The sequence below is a fragment of the Lachnospira hominis (ex Liu et al. 2021) genome (assembly GCF_014287955.1).
Lineage (GTDB): Bacteria > Bacillota > Clostridia > Lachnospirales > Lachnospiraceae > Lachnospira > Lachnospira hominis.
Genome location: NZ_JACOPD010000004.1, coordinates 97,101 through 114,755, shown reverse-complemented (window position 1 = coordinate 114,755; position 17,655 = coordinate 97,101). Strand labels below are relative to the sequence as shown.

At 38.4% G+C, this 17,655-nt stretch carries 16 protein-coding genes and 3 pseudogenes; 2 read left to right on the top strand and 17 right to left on the bottom strand.

Going from position 1 to position 17,655, the window contains the following annotated elements; all coding sequences use genetic code 11:
- Positions 1 to 36 precede the first annotated feature (36 nt).
- The 8 genes and pseudogenes from H8S01_RS06655 to H8S01_RS14530 all read right to left on the bottom strand — a co-directional run.
- Positions 37 to 1,053 (bottom strand): DUF3878 family protein, encoded by a 1,017-nt coding sequence (locus H8S01_RS06655; RefSeq protein ID WP_186836758.1) that lies wholly within the window; start codon positions 1,051 to 1,053, stop codon positions 37 to 39.
- The gene (locus H8S01_RS06650; protein WP_021866333.1) at positions 1,043 to 1,600 is read right to left on the bottom strand and encodes an NUDIX hydrolase; all 558 of its coding nucleotides are present in this window, start codon (positions 1,598 to 1,600) and stop codon (positions 1,043 to 1,045) included. The genes H8S01_RS06655 and H8S01_RS06650 overlap by 11 nt, the downstream gene beginning before the upstream one ends.
- Positions 1,601 to 1,721: 121 nt before the next feature.
- Positions 1,722 to 2,186, bottom strand: coding sequence for a YhcH/YjgK/YiaL family protein (locus H8S01_RS06645; RefSeq protein ID WP_021866334.1), 465 nt, complete (start codon positions 2,184 to 2,186; stop codon positions 1,722 to 1,724).
- Between the two features lie 46 nt (positions 2,187 to 2,232).
- On the bottom strand, positions 2,233 to 3,678 hold the full coding sequence (locus H8S01_RS06640; protein WP_186836632.1) for an aminoacyl-histidine dipeptidase: 1,446 nt from the start codon (positions 3,676 to 3,678) through the stop codon (positions 2,233 to 2,235).
- Positions 3,679 to 3,709: 31 nt separating this feature from the next.
- Entirely contained in the window at positions 3,710 to 4,066 is a 357-nt protein-coding gene (locus H8S01_RS06635; RefSeq protein WP_021866336.1) for a PqqD family protein, read from the bottom strand.
- A gap of 104 nt (positions 4,067 to 4,170) precedes the next feature.
- Complete coding sequence (locus H8S01_RS06630; RefSeq protein ID WP_186836631.1) at positions 4,171 to 6,078, bottom strand: OPT family oligopeptide transporter; 1,908 nt, start codon at positions 6,076 to 6,078, stop codon at positions 4,171 to 4,173.
- Positions 6,079 to 6,272: 194 nt separating this feature from the next.
- The gene (locus H8S01_RS06625) at positions 6,273 to 10,001 is read right to left on the bottom strand and encodes a MucBP domain-containing protein (protein ID WP_186836630.1); all 3,729 of its coding nucleotides are present in this window, start codon (positions 9,999 to 10,001) and stop codon (positions 6,273 to 6,275) included.
- Positions 10,002 to 10,231: 230 nt separating this feature from the next.
- Positions 10,232 to 10,291 (bottom strand): annotated as a pseudogene (locus H8S01_RS14530) (zinc ribbon domain-containing protein); the annotation flags it as partial.
- 141 nt (positions 10,292 to 10,432) lie between these two features.
- Here H8S01_RS14530 and H8S01_RS06615 point away from each other — a divergent pair.
- Positions 10,433 to 10,735, top strand: a complete 303-nt coding sequence (locus H8S01_RS06615; protein ID WP_186836629.1) for a hypothetical protein — start codon at positions 10,433 to 10,435, stop codon at positions 10,733 to 10,735.
- Positions 10,736 to 10,898: 163 nt separating this feature from the next.
- Here the strand turns inward: H8S01_RS06615 and H8S01_RS06605 are convergent, their stop codons facing one another.
- The 3 genes and pseudogenes from H8S01_RS06605 to H8S01_RS06595 form a co-directional block, all read right to left on the bottom strand.
- Complete coding sequence (locus tag H8S01_RS06605; protein WP_186836628.1) at positions 10,899 to 12,590, bottom strand: EAL domain-containing protein; 1,692 nt, start codon at positions 12,588 to 12,590, stop codon at positions 10,899 to 10,901.
- Positions 12,591 to 12,636: 46 nt separating this feature from the next.
- Positions 12,637 to 14,355 carry a methyl-accepting chemotaxis protein gene (locus tag H8S01_RS06600; RefSeq protein WP_186836627.1) on the bottom strand — a complete coding sequence of 573 codons (1,719 nt, stop codon included), beginning with the start codon at positions 14,353 to 14,355 and terminating at the stop codon, positions 12,637 to 12,639.
- A gap of 234 nt (positions 14,356 to 14,589) precedes the next feature.
- Positions 14,590 to 14,853: pseudogene (locus tag H8S01_RS06595) on the bottom strand (GGDEF domain-containing protein); the annotation flags it as partial.
- 195 nt (positions 14,854 to 15,048) lie between these two features.
- On the opposite strand from H8S01_RS06595, the pseudogene H8S01_RS06590 reads away from it, so the two are divergent.
- Positions 15,049 to 15,231: pseudogene (locus H8S01_RS06590) on the top strand (IS4 family transposase); the annotation flags it as partial.
- A 39-nt stretch (positions 15,232 to 15,270) separates the two neighbouring features.
- Here the strand turns inward: H8S01_RS06590 and H8S01_RS06585 are convergent.
- The 6 genes from H8S01_RS06585 to H8S01_RS06560 are packed head-to-tail and all read right to left on the bottom strand — an operon-like array spanning position 15,271 to position 17,644.
- On the bottom strand, positions 15,271 to 15,798 hold the full coding sequence (locus H8S01_RS06585; RefSeq protein WP_186836625.1) for an O-acetyl-ADP-ribose deacetylase: 528 nt from the start codon (positions 15,796 to 15,798) through the stop codon (positions 15,271 to 15,273).
- Between the two features lie 3 nt (positions 15,799 to 15,801).
- Entirely contained in the window at positions 15,802 to 16,020 is a 219-nt protein-coding gene (locus H8S01_RS06580) for an aspartate dehydrogenase (protein WP_186836624.1), read from the bottom strand.
- Complete coding sequence (locus H8S01_RS06575; RefSeq protein WP_186836623.1) at positions 16,007 to 16,480, bottom strand: YaiI/YqxD family protein; 474 nt, start codon at positions 16,478 to 16,480, stop codon at positions 16,007 to 16,009. Before H8S01_RS06575 ends, H8S01_RS06580 begins: the two co-directional genes overlap by 14 nt.
- Positions 16,481 to 16,503: 23 nt before the next feature.
- A complete protein-coding gene (locus H8S01_RS06570; RefSeq protein ID WP_186836622.1) occupies positions 16,504 to 16,875 on the bottom strand; it encodes a VOC family protein in 372 nt (123 codons plus the stop codon).
- A complete protein-coding gene (locus tag H8S01_RS06565) occupies positions 16,872 to 17,252 on the bottom strand; it encodes a DUF4186 domain-containing protein (protein ID WP_186836621.1) in 381 nt (126 codons plus the stop codon). The genes H8S01_RS06570 and H8S01_RS06565 overlap by 4 nt, the downstream gene beginning before the upstream one ends.
- Positions 17,252 to 17,644, bottom strand: coding sequence for a pyridoxamine 5'-phosphate oxidase family protein (locus tag H8S01_RS06560; RefSeq protein WP_186836620.1), 393 nt, complete (start codon positions 17,642 to 17,644; stop codon positions 17,252 to 17,254). The genes H8S01_RS06565 and H8S01_RS06560 overlap by 1 nt, the downstream gene beginning before the upstream one ends.
- Positions 17,645 to 17,655: the final 11 nt, after the last annotated feature.

The following is a 17,655-nucleotide window of genomic DNA, read 5'->3' as shown; positions in this document are numbered from 1 at the left end:
ACGCCTTTAAGTATACTTTTTATTTTATTATTTTTCTCATTTATAAAACATTTCATCATTGGTTATGGTATATATATCACACTTTCTATTAAGTCCATGGTTTTTAAATACAAGCACATGCTCTTTGTATGTAATCGTATCTTTCAAATATACAAACGGCTCTTCTCTGTAAAGAAAACATTCATACCCTTTTTGCTTAAAACTATTCATAATTTTTAAAGCTTTTTCATGTATTTTCCGGTTCTGTATTTCCTCTTCTTTGTCAAACTTTCTTCTGTCATATGAAGATGCAGCATCCCTCATATCGTTGATAATCTTATCTATAAATCGTCCATGCGATTTTTTATGAAACATAGATGCAATAATGTTACATTTTAATCTGTCCGGCTTTTTTTGATAAATTTTAAGCATCCGTTCCATATTTCTATCTCCGACACTTCTTGCGGTTTCCATGAGATAACTGACCGCTTCAGGATATATTGAATCGGGATAAGGCACATAATATGCTTTGGGGACTGACCTGTACTTTTTAACCGGTGGAAAATCTGCCAGCCTCATAAACACAAGTTCTTTTTCATTGCAGGATGAACTTCCAAGAAAACGGTATTTATCGCGTATAACTGCAAACTGGTATTCAAGCTGCCTTAAATATTCATATCCTTTTACCCAGAAATGTCCCATACAGCCATAATTAAAATATGTCGATGTAATACTAAGCTTTACAAACTTTATTGTAAATACATTCTCTCCACCCTGATTTACTATAAGCATATAACCATCATCAAGCTTTTCCACACCTGCAATCTGCTCAGATTCAATATCTTTGTATGTACCTGTGATTACCGGCTGTTCAAACACAAAAAAGCTTTCAACTGCATCATTCATAATATATGCCGCATAAATGTCACTGCTGCCATCAATCCTCACAGGTTCAAACAAATTCAGTTCAAATACCTGTGCCAGCCTGAAAAATTCATCCGGCATATCATCCGTTAATCCGTCAAGATAATTCATATAAAACTTCTTATCATCAAAATCCATCTCAGATTCCATATTCACAGACATATTTTCTCGCAATCTCTAAACCATCAATCGGTGCACAAAACTTCTGATTATGCTTCTTACATTCCTCATAAACATATTCTAAGTTAAACCAGTCCACTCTGTCCAGCTCTTCTTTTTGTAATGTAAGCTTGTCGATATCCACAGATCCGGTATATACATAAACAAAAGCTATCTCGCTGTCCTTAAACATCTTTCCATAGAATTCTTTTTTATAATTAATTACAAATTTATCAACAAAATGCAAATCACTGACGGATGCATCTATTCCAAGTTCTTCTTTCATCTCTCTTATTGCAGATTCTTCAGGTTCATCACCAGCCTGTATATGACCTGCCGAAGAAGTATCATATCTTCCCGGAAATGAATCCTTACCCATCGCACGCTTCTGAAGAAGAACTTCTGCTCCATTATCCGTCTTTCTTATAATCCACACATGTGCAGTCCTGTGCCTTATTCCCTCACTATGTGCAATCTTTCTCTCAATGGTTTTTCCTGTTGGTATCCCATTTTCATCAACTATATCCAATAATTCCATGTTTAATCTGACTCCATTATAAACAGCGTATAAAAAATCATATAGCAAAAAGGAGACATAAAACAATCATCACGTCTCCTTTTAAAAAAGCAACTTATATTACAAACCTTATATAAATTTATTACTTAATAAGGCTTTCCTTAATCTTTACAACTGCTTTATGAATATTAACAGGTTCGTCCATTGTGCAGTTAGGGCGATGAATATCGTTAGTAAAATATACTGTAAATTCACCCGGATGTAATGTAACGAACTGTTCGTCAGCTACTTCATCATAATAAATATTGTCCTTTCCGGCAGGCTCTTCACCTTTTACGCCCGGAAGAAGAGGTGCGTATCCCTGTACTTCCTTTCCTGTAAAAAGATACTGAATGTCAATATAGTTTCTGTGGCTTTCTGCACGCTTCTTTTCTACAGGTGCAGTTGTCTGATCCTGAATGAGAACATAAATGTTATCTCCGTCAAGTTCATATCTTCCTACAGGAAGTTCCTTTGTTTCAGGCTTTGCAAGAAATTCCAAAGCTGTGGCAATTGCTGCCGGATACTCATAGTTACCTTTTTTTGCATTAAGTGAAGCGTAAATCATAATAATTCATCCTTTCGTTTTAAAAAATTTTTTTATCTATTGCATATTATTTGCATGCTATTACATTGAGTATATACTCATACATTCTCTTTGCAGAAGAAATGCTTAAATGCTCTTCCGTTGTATGAATATTAAAAATATCCGGTCCCATAGATATGCAGTCAAGGTCTTCTATCTTTCCTGCAAGTATACCACATTCGACGCCTGCATGAATTGCCTCAATAGTAGGTTTTTTGCCATACATCTGTTCAAATATATTAACCATATCATCACGGAGTTTTGAATCTTTCTTATATTCCCAAGCTGGGTATTCTCCTGTAAATTCAACACTTCCACCGTATGTTTTACTTACACATGCAATCTGGTTTTTAAGATTTTTCAATGCAACTCCGACTGAACTTCTAAGGGCAAATCTGAGACAGATACCTGATTCATCTAATGAAATTATACCAAGATTAAGTGAAGTTTCAACAAGATTATCAATATCCTGACTCATTCTCATTATTCCGTTAGGAAGTGACTGTATAAGAGCAACCGCTTTGGCACTGTCTTCCTTTGTAACAGCTTTAACGCTGCATCCATCTGATAATTCTGTTGTAACATTAAAATCTGCATCAGATGACGCAAATTCTTCTCTTATCTCATTTACAGCTTCTTCAACAGCAGCTTTAACTGCCTCAGCTTTATCTTCTTCAATAATAATTTCGGATAAACATTCTCTCGGAATGGCATTGTCTTTTTTGCCTCCCTCAACAGATACAATAAATATCGGTGCTTTCTCAGCGGCATCACGAAGAATTCTTGACATGAGAACATTTGCATTTCCTCTTCCCTTGTCAATCTCAACACCTGAATGTCCTCCCGTAAGTCCCGATATAGAAATACGAAGTTTTGTTCCTGTCACTTCTGTTCTGTTTAATCTAAGTTTAACCTGTGCACTACATCCTCCCGCACAACTTGCAAGCATGATTCCCTCATCTTCGCTGTCCATATTGAGAAGCTTCTTTCCTTTTAACATTGACACATCAATGCCTGCAGCACCTTCCATGCCTACTTCTTCTGATACGGTACACACAAATTCAAGACGCGGGTGTGCAATGCTGTCATCATCTAATATCGCAAGTGCATAGGCAACCGCAATTCCGTCATCACCGCCAAGTGTTGTTCCATTGGCAGAAACAAAATCACCATTAACTTCAAGATCAAGTCCTTCTTCGTCCATGTTCTTATCACAGTCAGGTGTCTTTTCACATACCATATCCATGTGTCCCTGAAGAATAATAGGTGCAACATCTTCATATCCTTTTGATGCTTCCTTTATTATAATCACGTTGTAAAGTGAATCCTGATAATATTCAAGATTTCTTGCCTTGGCAAATTCAACGAGATAATTGCTAATCTTCTCTTCTTTATAAGAAGGATGCGGAATATTGCAAATATCCTCAAAAAATGAAAATACATTCTTAGGTTCTAATTCAGATAATACTCTCATGTCTTAACTCCTTTAAAACATTTTATTAATATTATTTTTGTTTAATCTTATTAGTGTATACAATAAACTGATTTTTATGAAGTATCTTTGTAAACTGGCATAAACGCTCATACAAAGGTTCTGCCTTTTCTCCAAAATGTTGTTTTACAAGCTGTCCGATGTCATAAATACTTCGTACTCCGTCTATCTGACGCCATATATATGTACCAAATTCATCTAATTCAATGTAACTGTACTTGGGCTTTTTCGCAATAAGCTGTGCTATTCTATTAAAAAGACCTTTATTATGAACTTTAATTTCAACATGCCCTTTCTTGTTATCCCTAAATTCAAATAATGAATTATGTTTTGGAACATAGTCTAAGTAATTCTCCTTTTGCTTAGCCATGAAACCTCCTTAAATAAAACTCTTGATCAAAAAAGCAGAATTTTTCGTAAAAATAATAAATCTGTCGGCATAAAAACCAACAGATTTATTATAACACATTTTTTTTAATTTGTCTTTTTTTCTTTTTTATTAATAAATGCTATTAATGTTGCAATAAGTGCCGCGAAGAATACAAGGCCTCCAATGTTACCAAGATTAATAACCTTTGATAAATTGATAGCATCTCCGAGAGTTGCTGTTCCTACAGGAATAATAGCAAATACAGCTAAAAGAATACCAACGAGACCTTCACCTGCAATAAGACCTGATGAGTAAAGGATTCCCTGATTAACCTTAGCTTTACGTTCTTCCTCTGAAAGACCTTTCTTCTTATCGAAGTAAAGTCTTACAAGTCCACCTGCCATAATCGGTGTACTTAAATAAATCGGAAGGTAAAGACCTACTGCAAAAGGAAGTACAGGAATCTGAAGAATTTCAACAACTATAGCAATGGCTACACCTGCAAATACAAGTGCCCACGGAAGGCTGTTTCCCATAACACCTTCAACTACCATTTTCATAAGAGTAGCCTGTGGTGCAGGTAATTCTGTAGAACCGTATCCCCATGCTGCATTAAGCAAATAAAGAACTCCGCCTACTGTAACAGCAGATACAGCCACACCGATAAGCTCACCAATCTGCTGCTTATAAGGTGTTGCACCTACTATATAGCCTGTCTTCAAATCCTGTGATGTATCACCTGCAATAGCTGCGATAATACAAATTACAGAGCCGATACTTATAGCGGCTACCATGCCATTCATACCTATTGTACCTGTAGCTTTAAGAATTGCTGACGAAATAAGAAGTGTCGCAATAGCCATACCTGATACAGGGTTATTTGAGCTTCCTACTAAACCAACCATACGTGATGATACAGTTGCAAAGAAGAAACCAAAAATAATAATAATAATCGCACTGAGAAGATTAACAGGAATCGCCGGGATTAACCACATGATAATTGCAAGCACGCCAATACCCAATACAACCAAAGTCATAGGAAGATCCTTAGTTGATCTTGTCTCCTCACCGTCTGCTTTCTTGCCATAGCCTTTCATTGCCTGCTTAAATGTTTTTACAATAAGCGGTAATGACTTGATTAAGCTTATAATACCGCCGGCAGCAACCGCACCTGCACCGATATAACGCACATAATTAGACCATATCTGTGATGGACCCATCTGTGATATTGGAATTGTAGCAGGTCCGATAATGTTGTCTCCACCGAACAAAGCGATTAACGGCATAATCATAAACCACGCTACGGAACCACCTGCCAAGAGGTATGAAGATACCTTAGGTCCACAGATATAACCGACACCGAGGAGTGCTGGCAGTACATCTGCACCAACAGCCGAACCCTTGTATGGTTTGATAGTAAAATCAACCTCGCTAGGGAATACTTTAAGTCCATCAGCGATAAACTTATAAACAGCTGCAATACCAAGACCCGCAAATACTGTACTTGCCTTAGCACCGCCTTCTTCTCCGGCAACTAATACCTCAGCACATGCCTGTCCTTCAGGATAAGGTAACACCCCATGCTCCTGAACAATTAATGCACTACGAAGTGGAATCATGAATAATACTCCGAGGAAACCACCAATTAATGCAATAAGTGCTATCTCTATCAAAGAAGGCATAGATGTGCCGCCCTCCTGAGCCCACATAAATAATGCAGGAAGTGTAAAGATTGCACCTGCCGCAACAGATTCACCTGCAGAACCGATTGTCTGAACCATATTGTTCTCTAAAATAGAATCTCTTCTTAAAATAAAGCGGATAATTCCCATAGAGATAACGGCCGCAGGAATAGAAGCCGAAACGGTCATACCAACACGCAGACCTAAGTATGCGTTGGCACCGCCAAATAATACGGCTAATAAGATACCGATAATTACAGATGTAACTGTAAGTTCAGGCATCACCTTATCAGCCGGAATATACGGCTTGAACTCTTGTTTTTCGTTCATAATTTTTCTCTCTTTCTTAAATATTTAATGCAAAAAGCATCATATTCTTAATATTATATTAAGAAACTGTTATTATGTCAAACATTTAACTATCAATATATAAAAAAATATAAAAATCCAATAAATAAAACCAAAACATGTAAAAACCGGAATCTCGCCCCGCACAGGGAGCAAAATTCCGGCATTTTTAAATATTAATTTTCTGTCTTTTTACCTTTAATCGTTAATCCTGCTGCCGCCCCTCCTATTATAAACATAAGAAGCCATGCAAATACACGTTTATTATCTCCTGTATCAGGCGTCTGTTCTTTTACTGTCTCTGTCTTACCGCCTTTACCCGTATCGTCCGATGATGTTGTATCTGTAATCTTTGCAACCACAGTCTGTGATTTTTCAATTTCAACAAGCCCATCCTGCTTGATGTAATATCTGTCACAATCTTTACAATACCAGTATTCAATATTTCCTTCATCTGTCCTGGTAGCCGCCTTTGCCGCTACTGACTTCAAGCCTTCATGTATACTCATATTGTAAGTGCCATATTCTTCACTGCAGATTGTACACACCGCTTTCTTCACACATGTTGCACTTCCGCCTGCATGTTTACACTGATAATCACAAACCGTGCATACACCGTTTTTCCAACTATGTGCTTCACTTGTCGATACTTCCTTATCACAGCAATCATATGCCTGTTTATGAGTTTTTTCTGTCTGTACCCATACTACCTTTCCACTGTGATTTGCCATATCTTTATCTGTATACTCCTTGCCGCAGGTTTCGCAAACCGCACCCTTTGTACATGTTGCTTCTCCGCCGCTGTGTACGCATACATAACCACATGTTTCACAAGCACCGTCTTTCCAGTTATGATTTTCTTGTGCTATCGTCACTTTACCACAGCAATCATATTTCTTTTCATGTGTTGTTGCTGTCTGTGTCCACTTTTCTGTTCCTGTATGATTGTCTGCATTTATTTCTCCATATTCACTATGGCAGGTATCGCAAACCGCTTTCTGCGTACAGGTTGCTTCTCCGCCTTTATGAATACAATCATATCCGCATACCGTGCAGTGTCCATTCTCCCAGATATGATCTTCTATATTAGTTACCTCAGCACCACAACAGTCATATTTTTTCTGATGAGTTTTTTCTGTCTGTACCCATACCTGATTTCCACTGTGGTTTGCAGGATTTAAAGTACCATATTCAGCATTACAATCCGTGCAGACGGCTCTCTTTTTACATGTTGCCGCTCCGCCTACACAGCTTTCTGTTTCTTCTATAGTACAGCCTGCCGTTGTACATTTGTGGGTATGTGTGCCGTTACCATTTGACTTCCATTCACCATATATATGTTCTGACTTTGCTGCTGTAACAATCTCACCACATTCACAAATTACAGGTGTTGTACAATCACCATCATCTGTACCACTATGTTTTGTCTTCGTTGTTGTTACCGTACAGCCGTCATTCTCACACACTTTCCAATGATAAGTATCGTCTTTTGTCCATGTGTCGCTGAACTTATGATTTGCCTGTGCCAGAAATATTTTCCCGCAGACAGAGCATATTGATTCTTTCGTACAGTCGCTGTTATCCATTGTATGATTCGCATTTACGGTAACAGACAGATAAATGCTGTATCCTTCATTATCCGTCAATGTTATTGTCTGTGTGCCATCTGCTGCAGATACAGTATAAATACCGTCCGCATCAGGTGTAAGCGTTTTATTTCCTGCCATTACCTGTGTATAATCGGAAGAAGTTACTTTAAACTGTGCCTTCTCGCAGTATACTCCATTATTTTTAATACCGTCTACCACTGTATCCGGATTAATCGCATTATAATAATATGTAACTGTCTGTGTTTCTGATGTATACACACCCTTTTCATCGCCTGTCTTGCTTAAAAAAGTATATCCTGATGGAATCTTAATATTTTCAGGTACCGCATAATTCGTTCCCGATGTACCCTGAAGTGTAATCGATTCACGTAACTTCTGCTCACTGTCTTTTATCACATAATTAACAATTACTTTTCCTTTGCCTGATGTTACAGCCACATCATCAAAGCTTTCCTTATCTACAAGAATCATTGTAGTATACGCAGGTACAGTTATAACGGAGCCTGCGACTTCACCAAGTGATACAACTCCCGCACTTTCGCCATTTGCAATAACAACCCAGTCCGTAGCAGCTCTTCCTTGAACAGGAATTGTAATTTCTTTTGACACATCTGACTCATTATTTAATACTGCCATAGTATTCCACTCGTCGTCTTTTGTACCTGTAAGCACATAAGCTTCAGAATTTTTTATTGTCTGGCTTTTCGCAAGTGGTGAAAATGCTTTTCGTATCTCCATAAGTCCTCTGTAATATGAGACTACATCTGCATACTCTGCTGAATCCTTCCATTCAACGTAACTGCTGTCTGCAAGAGTTCTTCCCTCAACGCTGTTACACATTTCTTCTCCGCCATCCATAAACAATGTTCCCGGCTTAGCATATTTCATTGCTGCTTTCTGCTTGTATATTTTTACGGCTTTTTCGTTTCTTTCGCCATAAGTGCCACCTGTGCTGCCGATTATTTCATCATAAGAGGAAGTTTTATTCTGTCTTTCTTCCTTTGTATAATTATCTCCCCAGATAACCAGATTGGCATCTTCCTTTGCCAATGATGTCTTTATCTCATCCAGCCATTTATATACATGCGAAGAACCTTTGTACTTCACATTGACACAGTCAATCAAATCCAGTGAAAATCCATCAACATGATATTCCTCTGCCCAATATTTCATGGAATTAACCATATAACTACGATACATCTTCCGCTCTGTGGCAAGCTCATTGTCATATCCCGTATTTGTTGTATACCTTGTACCGTCAGTATTCAATCTGTAATAAAACCGCGGAACCGACTTTTCAAGAGGATTTTCCTCTGAGGCATGCGTATACGGCATCTCCATCACAACAGAAAATCCCGCACTGTGAAGTGCCTGAATCATCTCTTTACATTCTTTTATAACAGTCTTGCTGTCTGACGGATTGGAAGCATAGCTTGCCTCAGGTACATTATAATTTAAAATCTCATACTCACTGTCGCCATCAAAATCCGCAAACGGTGCAAGCTGTACTGTCGTAACACCGAGTTCCTTCAGATAATCAATACCAGATACAAGCTCTCCCGCACTGTTTACTTTTGCACCCTTTTCCGTAAAAGCACTGTACTTTCCGCCTGCAGTCATGCCCGATGCGGTATCTGATGAGAAATCCTTAACACTTATTTTATAAACAGTATTTGCTTTTGTCGAATCAACATACACATGTCTGTCGCTGTCCCAACCCTCAGGAGATACTGAAGATGTATCTGTTATATACGAACGCTTTCCGTCTTTGCTTACCGCAACCGAATATGGGTCCTGAATTTTATATTTTGTTGTTCTGTCGCTGCCAATATGGGTAATATCTGTTGTGGTAATCGTATAGTCATAATACAATCCGCCCCAATCACCAAGAAGTGTTATAATCCAGAGGCCATTCCATTCCCCATTTACAAGCATTTTCTCTAATGCATAAGTTCCTATATCACGTGCATTGCTGTCATTATCATCACCTGTTGCATAAATATTAACTTTTACATATGTTGCCGCAGGTGCCCATAACAAAAATTCAGTTGACTCCTTTGTATATGTCGCTCCAAGCTGCCTGCCCTTACATGTATGCCCCCAATTATCAACATATGTTCCATCATAAAAATATTTATTATCAATATCTTCTGCCACTTTATTAATATAGCTGCTAGGAATCGTAGCTATCTTTTTACTGTTATCTGCCGCAACCCCGGTAACGGCACTGCTTGAAAATACCATTCCGATTGACAATACCACCGCAGTAATCTTTTTTAAGTTTAAATACTTCATAAACTCTCCCTCCTTTTATTGTGCTCAATGTGTCTATGCAACATCCTAAAACATTACAAAAATACATTCTTTCTTAGCGGTATTATACAATAAAAGGCATCAAAAAAAATGCCATTTACACGAAATGACATTTTTTCGACACGAACGATATTAAAATGAATGTTTATTTTTCACTTTTTAATCACAATTTATTTAAAAAGTTCCGGCTCATTTTCAATTTAAATATCTGCTTAACACCATTTACAATACTCCTCATTCAATGTGCCATCCTTTTCACGACCTAATCTGCCGTCTAAGGCTTAGATTATCATGCTGTTAAAAAGAGAATTTGCAAAATATCTGAAAATAGTATAATTTGGTGGTATATACTAAATCAGCTGAAGAAAATAATATATGAAATAAATTATATAATGTGAATGGAGATGGAATTAATGAACCCAGAAAAATTATTAAGAGAATATAGACTTCATATTTCCGAGAAGTTGATGGAGATATTTGACAATGTAATTTTGGAAGATGAACAATGGTTCATCTTGCCAGACAATCAAGCAATTCATATAGTTGAACTTTTAAGTGGCTATAATTCGCTGGTGATTGAATATGCCGAAAACTCAAGTGAAAGAAGCAGAAATTTAGCAGATGATGGAGACCAATTTTCGATATTAGACTATGACACCCCGGAAAAAATGTTTGAAGCAATGATGCAAGAAATAGAAAATGAAGGAAACTCCTGATCATCCGGCAAATCTTGATGTATTGATCCAGAATTTTGACTGTGCATTGTCTCACCCTGATGCTAATGACCTGGAAAAACTGAAATAAGCCGTTATGGATCAATCCTTCTGATAAGACAATAAAATAAGGCAGCCCCACATAGATGAGTCTGCCTTACTCTCTTTATTTAACGTTGATGCCACTGGCATATTGCTGCAGAAACTGTTTCTTTCCACATGGTCTCCCAAAATAATATCCCTGCAGATAATCAACCTTCATTTCTTTCATTTTCAGAAGCCATTCTTTTTCCTCGATGCCTTCTGCACATATCCTGACGTTAATACTATGTACCATGGGGATGATATTTTTATATAATTCATAATCCCTGTCACTGTTCATCGCCTTGGCAGTAAAATCCCTATCCATTTTCACGTAACTTGGATTCATATCACGGATACAATGAAGATTCGAATATCCTGTTCCAAAATCATCGATCACAAAGGGAATCCCGTTCTTGTCCAGAGTTTTACGGAATTTACAGAACGAAGGGGTCATATCCATAAATCCACTTTCTGTCATTTCAACACATAAGCATTCCGGCTGTAATGAATATTTTTGAATTGCACCCAGAATATCCCGCTCCACATTGCCTTGCAGAATCTGAACATAGGATACATTTACATTCATCCGGAAGTCAGGAATATATTTCTGCATTTCACAGCACATTGCTGCAGCTTCGTTCAAAATATATCTTCCAGCTGGAATGATCAATCCGGTCTCTTCCAATAATGGGATAAACTCCATCGGTGAAACAAACTCCCGCCCTTCTTCCGTTATCATGGAAAAACGCATCAGTGCCTCTGCTCCAATGATCTGTTCGGACTGACAGTCCACAATCGGCTGGTAGTATACTTCAAAGCCATCATAATGGTTCACAATAGCATTACGAAGTTTTGCTATGATTCTTCCTTTTCGTAAAAAGACCTCATAGTCATCCTGGTCAAAAATATAGAATCCATTTTTACCCATGCTTTTTGCCTGTTTCAAGGCAAATTCAAACTTTTTGCGGCATTCTTCGGTTCCCTCGCAAAATGTTGCTGCATTTATAACACCAATAGAAATAGAAAATATAGCTTCATAATTTTCGGCTATTATGAAATTACGAAGTTTATCTGTAATCTTTTCTTTAAGTGCCACAGCGTCTTCTGCGGAGGAAACTTCCAGATCCACGATCACATACTGATCCGCTACCAGATGGTAAATTCTCTGCTTGTCTGAAAGGCATTCCTTCATACAGCCGGCTACGCTTTTCAGGATATAATTACCATAATCAGCTCCCCTGGAGCTATTGATTGCTCCAAAATCATCAATTCCTATATGCATAAAAAATCCCTTGGTAATGGGTTCTTTTTGTGCATGCAGGTAAGCAAGGAATTCCGGACCGCCAAGCAGTCCTGTGACATTATCGGCTCTTCTCCTGTTGCCGGTCTCATTCAGACACCCGACCAGATACTCTGCCTTTCCCTGCTGATCATTGATCACGATACCACGGCAGTTAATCCAGACCGGCATACCTTCTTTATCAAGCCACCTGTAATGAAGATTATGTACCTTTTCTCTTCCTTCGCATATATCCGCAAGATGCTTTGCAAGCATCCTGCGGTCTTCCTCATATACTACCTTCATAACTTCATTTGCAGCATCTGTCAGAACATTTTTCGACATATTAAAGCGTTTCACAGCTGACTGTGAAATCTCAAAGATATTATTCTGCAGATCAAATATATACAGGTAATCATCCATACATTCTGTAATGATCTCAAATAATATTTCTGCTGTCTGCTCTCCAAACACACTAAATATATCATTAATCACAACAAGAACCTTCCTTCCGACAACTTCACTCTATTCCTGCCATTTTCTAGAATAGCTTAAAGATATTCACGCGGTCACGCATCTTGGCTGCTCCCTCTGCCAGATTAATACTGATCGCAGTATTCTCTTCTGAGGATGCTGCATTGCCCTGTACCACACTGGACAGCTGTTCAATTCCCTGACCGATCTGTCCCAAGGACTCTGCCTGGGAGTTCGCTTTCTCCATGGTGTTCTGTGCAATCTCTGCAAAGGACTCCATATCTGCAATGATCTGATTAAATGCGTCTGCTGTTGTTCTTGTGATCGTATTGCCCTTTTCGATTTCCACTAAGGTCTTATCGATCAAATCTCTCGTATTCACAGCCGACTTCGCACTATCCGCTGCCAGCTTGCCGATCTGATCTGCCACTACTGCAAAGCCTTTTCCTGCTTCTCCTGCTCTGGCAGCTTCAATAGAAGCATTCAGGGATAACAGGTTGGTCTGGGATGCAATATCCTCGATATCTGTGATAATATTACCGATCTCCTTGGAGATTTCTGTAATGTGCCCCATTTCCATCAGTAAATCGTTCATTTTTTCTTTTTCTTCGTTCGCTTTATTTGCAGAGGCTTTTACACGTGCCGATGCACTCTGTGTTTCCTTCGCTGTATCTGCCGCCAAATCCACGACCGTATCAACGGTGGCATTCAATTCCTCGATGACTCCTGCCTGCTCTGTTGCACCGTCCGCCAAGGATCTTGATGCATTTTCCACCTCGGATGCATTCGATGATACCTGTTCTGCCAGATTGCTGATCTCGGTCAGGGTACTGTTATACCGTTTCAGAATATACACCAGTGATGCCTTCAACTCCGAGAAATCGCCTAGGAAATCTGTAATATCATTACCATTTCTGGTCAGGTCACCCTGTGCTATTGCCTTTACCTCCACAGAGATCTCACTGACATAATCTGACAGAATACCCATGGCTTCTTTCAGATTCCTGATGGTATCGCCAAACTCATCCTCAGACTCATAGGTAAGCATTTCTACATTAGACAGTTCGCCCTTACGCAGGCTGGCAACTGCTGCATCTATCTGTTCTACCGGCTCGGTAATGGAATTGGTAATGATCTTTCCGATCTGTGTCGTCACTACAGCAATCGCAAGACCCGCTGCCACGATCACAATAAATATGATTATAGTGCATACATTAGCCATGGTCTTTGCCCGGTCTAATTCTGCCTGGAACTCGTCACTTAATATCGTTAATTTTTCAGCCAAAGCTTTATATTCTTCATACACCTTTCCGGTCATCAGCTTTGATGCTTCCTGCTGTTTACCCGCACGGCTCAACTTCAGGATTTCATCTGAAGCAGCCCTGTATTCTTCCCATGCAGCTTTTGCTACTTCGTAATGGTCCTGTCCTTTTCGAGCATCACTGTCTGCAGACATGATTGCATCCAGATTCGCATCGGTATCCTGGATCTGACTCTCCAGCTTCTGAATTTCTTCTTCGCAAGAGTTCATGATTGCTGCATCTGATTCTACCAGATGCTGATACTGTTTGATTCTGTATTTCGCAGTCATTGTCTCTAAATCCTGCAGATATTCCAATGACGGAGACCAGACCTCAGTGATCTTCTCTATATTTAAACGGATCACTAATGTCGAGATCAGTGCCACCAACACTAAAAATAATGTCATAACAAGCACTGTCATTCGATATACTTTTAATTTTCCTGCAACTTTTAAGTTAGCTATACGCTTTTTGATCTTTTCCATGAAAGTTTTCCCTTCCTTTGTAAATTATTGATCTTTTATCAAATTTGTTTATCCATAAACAATTATAATATAGCATACTCTATTGGGAAAATCTATTAAAAAAATTATTAAATTATTAAATTATTTTCTACTAAATATTAGTGGTTCTATTGCTAGAAACTGGTGAAAATCAACCTAAATTCTGTCTCCTGGATGAACACTTTTCACAATGCTGATTTTTATTCTATTTTTAGTTTATTGACGTGAACCTAAATTACGCTTCTTGCATAGTTGTTTATTTTCATACATATCGGAATCTGCCTTATCCAGTAACATCTGCAGCGTGTAGGTTCCTTCATCAGTTGAAATTGCCCATCCGCATGCATAGTCGATCGGGATTTGAGCTTCATTACTATTTAATCTGTCTTTTTCTCTGCATAAGCTTTGTAGCAGTTCCTCAATCTCTGTTTTGCCTGTATGATAAATCACAGCCATGAACTCATCGCCGCCATATCTTCCCTCTGTTCTAACAGCTTATTTTTCATTGCCATCTTCATAGCTGTCAGCGTCTGCATAATAACTCAAACTTCGCACATTAAAATGTGCCTATGCACCTTGAAAATTCAATAATAACTGACATAAAAATAGTATGAAATCAATGGTTTTGGTATAATTGAGTTGTCAAAAAACAATTACAAACCGGAGGCTCATGTTATGAATAAACGTATAACACAAGCGACTCAAAATGATAAGCAGATTCCTAAATCTATCAAACGATTTCTTACAAGGTTTCATATTTACTCAGCCTTGAAAGCTGCCAATGCCTATAAAAGGAAAGGCACTCCTAATTTTGCAAAAGATACCGTGTATCGTTTCATGAAGATGGTTCAAATTAACTAGATGCGTTTTACTACAATCCTTGCATCCAGAATCTTATTATATCATTTTATACAGTTGATCAACCTCAGCTTCATATACTGATTCAGTATGAGTATCAAACAGCACCCACTCCACCAAATCGAAGCTGTCCGGATTATCTTGCAAGAACCTGTTTACTGTATGTACTGCAATCTTTGCTGCCAACTCAACCGGGAAACTATATACTCCCGTTGATATGGAAGGAAATGCAATGGACCTGATTCCATTATCCATTGCCAGCTTCATAGAATAAAAATAACAGTTTGCAAGAAGTTCCTCTTCTTTATTTCTTCCACCATTCCATATCGGTCCCACAGTATGAATAACATAATCGCATGGCAGATTATAGGCTTTTGTTATCTTTGCTTCTCCAGTCTCACATCCGTGAAGTGTCATGCACTCTGTCAGAAGTTCCGGTCCTGCTGCTCTGTGAATCGCACCATCTACACCACCTCCGCCAAGAAGGGAGTTGTTTGCTGCATTTACGATTGCCTGCACATCTGTTACTTTTGTTATGTCACCTTTTATCGTCTTAATCAAATACATTGTTTAATATTCCTTGTCTATCTCATCATCTATTCCATACATTTTCTTGAATGCATCAAGGTCTGCCTGGTTCTTAATCAGCATAACCTCTTCTATCTTACCTGTATGATTGTCCTTAAAGCCTGCAACCTGCTCGCCATTACATATGCTCGCCTTGATAACTGGTTTCTTATTTTCTTTATCATATGTCTTTGTAACTGTCTTTTTCTTAAATAGTCCCACTCTGAGCACCTTCTTTTGACTTTGCTATAAGTATTAGTTTTTCAAAGGACTGTGCAAAGCGTACATCATCTTCTTCTGTACGCTTTCTCGGTCCTTTCATATGATTCTTATGAGAGCTGCGTCTTGCCTTTTTATTAAGATGCCTCTCCATAAGCATCTGATCTATATTTTCATTCGTATACCACTTACCGGATTGATGAATAGCATACGCACCCTTACCTAAAGCCATAGCAGCGACACCATAATCCTGCGATACTACAACATCCCCTTTATGACATATGCTAATCAGCTTATAATCTACTGCATCTGCTCCTGCACCTACTATAATTACCTCGCTGTAATCAGAATACAAAATATGATTCGTATCACACAACAAGGTGGTTGGAATATTATATTTCTCTGCTATTGTCTCGACAATGTCCACTACCGGACACGCATCTGCATCTACAAATATCTGCATTTTCTCCTTAAATCCATTTCATATCAGTTATAGTTAATTGGTGTTCGTACTTCTATAAGATTTCCTGATGGATCATAAAATCTTACAAGCTTCTGTCCACATTCAAGTTCCATTAAATCCGTAACATAACTTACAACATACTTGCCAGACTCCAGTTTTTCAATAATACCTTCTATATCATTATCTTCAAAATAAAGTTCGGTCATATTGTTATGTGGAGTTGTATGTATTTTTGTACTATCATACCATACATCTACATCCTGCAATACAAGCCCCTCTGACATTATCACATTACCTTCCTGCCTTGTAATCACACGCAGTCCAAACAGTTCTTCATAAAAATCAATTGATTCGTCAATGTTATCAACAATAATCAATACATTTTTCAAACTCATATTTTATGTTCCTGCCTCTCCATTTCTTTTTGAATCCATGTCATAATTACATCTACAAGATAATCCTGCTGCACCTGACTTAGTTCCTTGCCCGGCTGCATTTTATGCCACTTTCGGATGCACTCCCTGCAGCATGTTGCTGTTGCGTGCTGGGCAATAAATACTGGATGTCCACGCATTGGTGTCTGTTTGCCATCATTTGCTATATATGCCGGAGCTTCTCTCTTTGCAATAAAATCCTTTGCATGTTGTCTGATAACAGCAAGTCCCTTTTCATTTATATAATCAATATCTTTCTGTTTCAAATGAAAACTGCTTCGGAACTTGGACTTATCCAGTCGCTCAAATAACTGCTTGTACCATTCATCCTTAGTCATTAAAACTTCACTACTTCCGGCTCATGTGTAAATGATGAAAATGTAGCTGTCGCATTTGTAAAATAGAACACCTCGGTATTTCCATCATCTGCTGAGTACATATTCTGTAAAGATGGATAAGCATCAAGCATAGACTGTCTTGCTTCTCTTCTGTCATCTTCTACAAGTTCTCCGGCTACACGAAGCCACTCACCATTTTTAAACGCACAGATTTCTACCTTCGGGTTTGCGTGAATCTGCTTTGAAACATCCTTTACCTTGCCAGTTTGAATATACAGCTTTCCTTCAAAAATGTGTACTGTTCCAAAAGGTCTAACTCTTGGCTGGTCGCCTTCCACTGTTGCCAGATAATATGTCTCTGCTTCTTTTAAAAATTTAGCTACTCGTTCCATTATTTAATCCT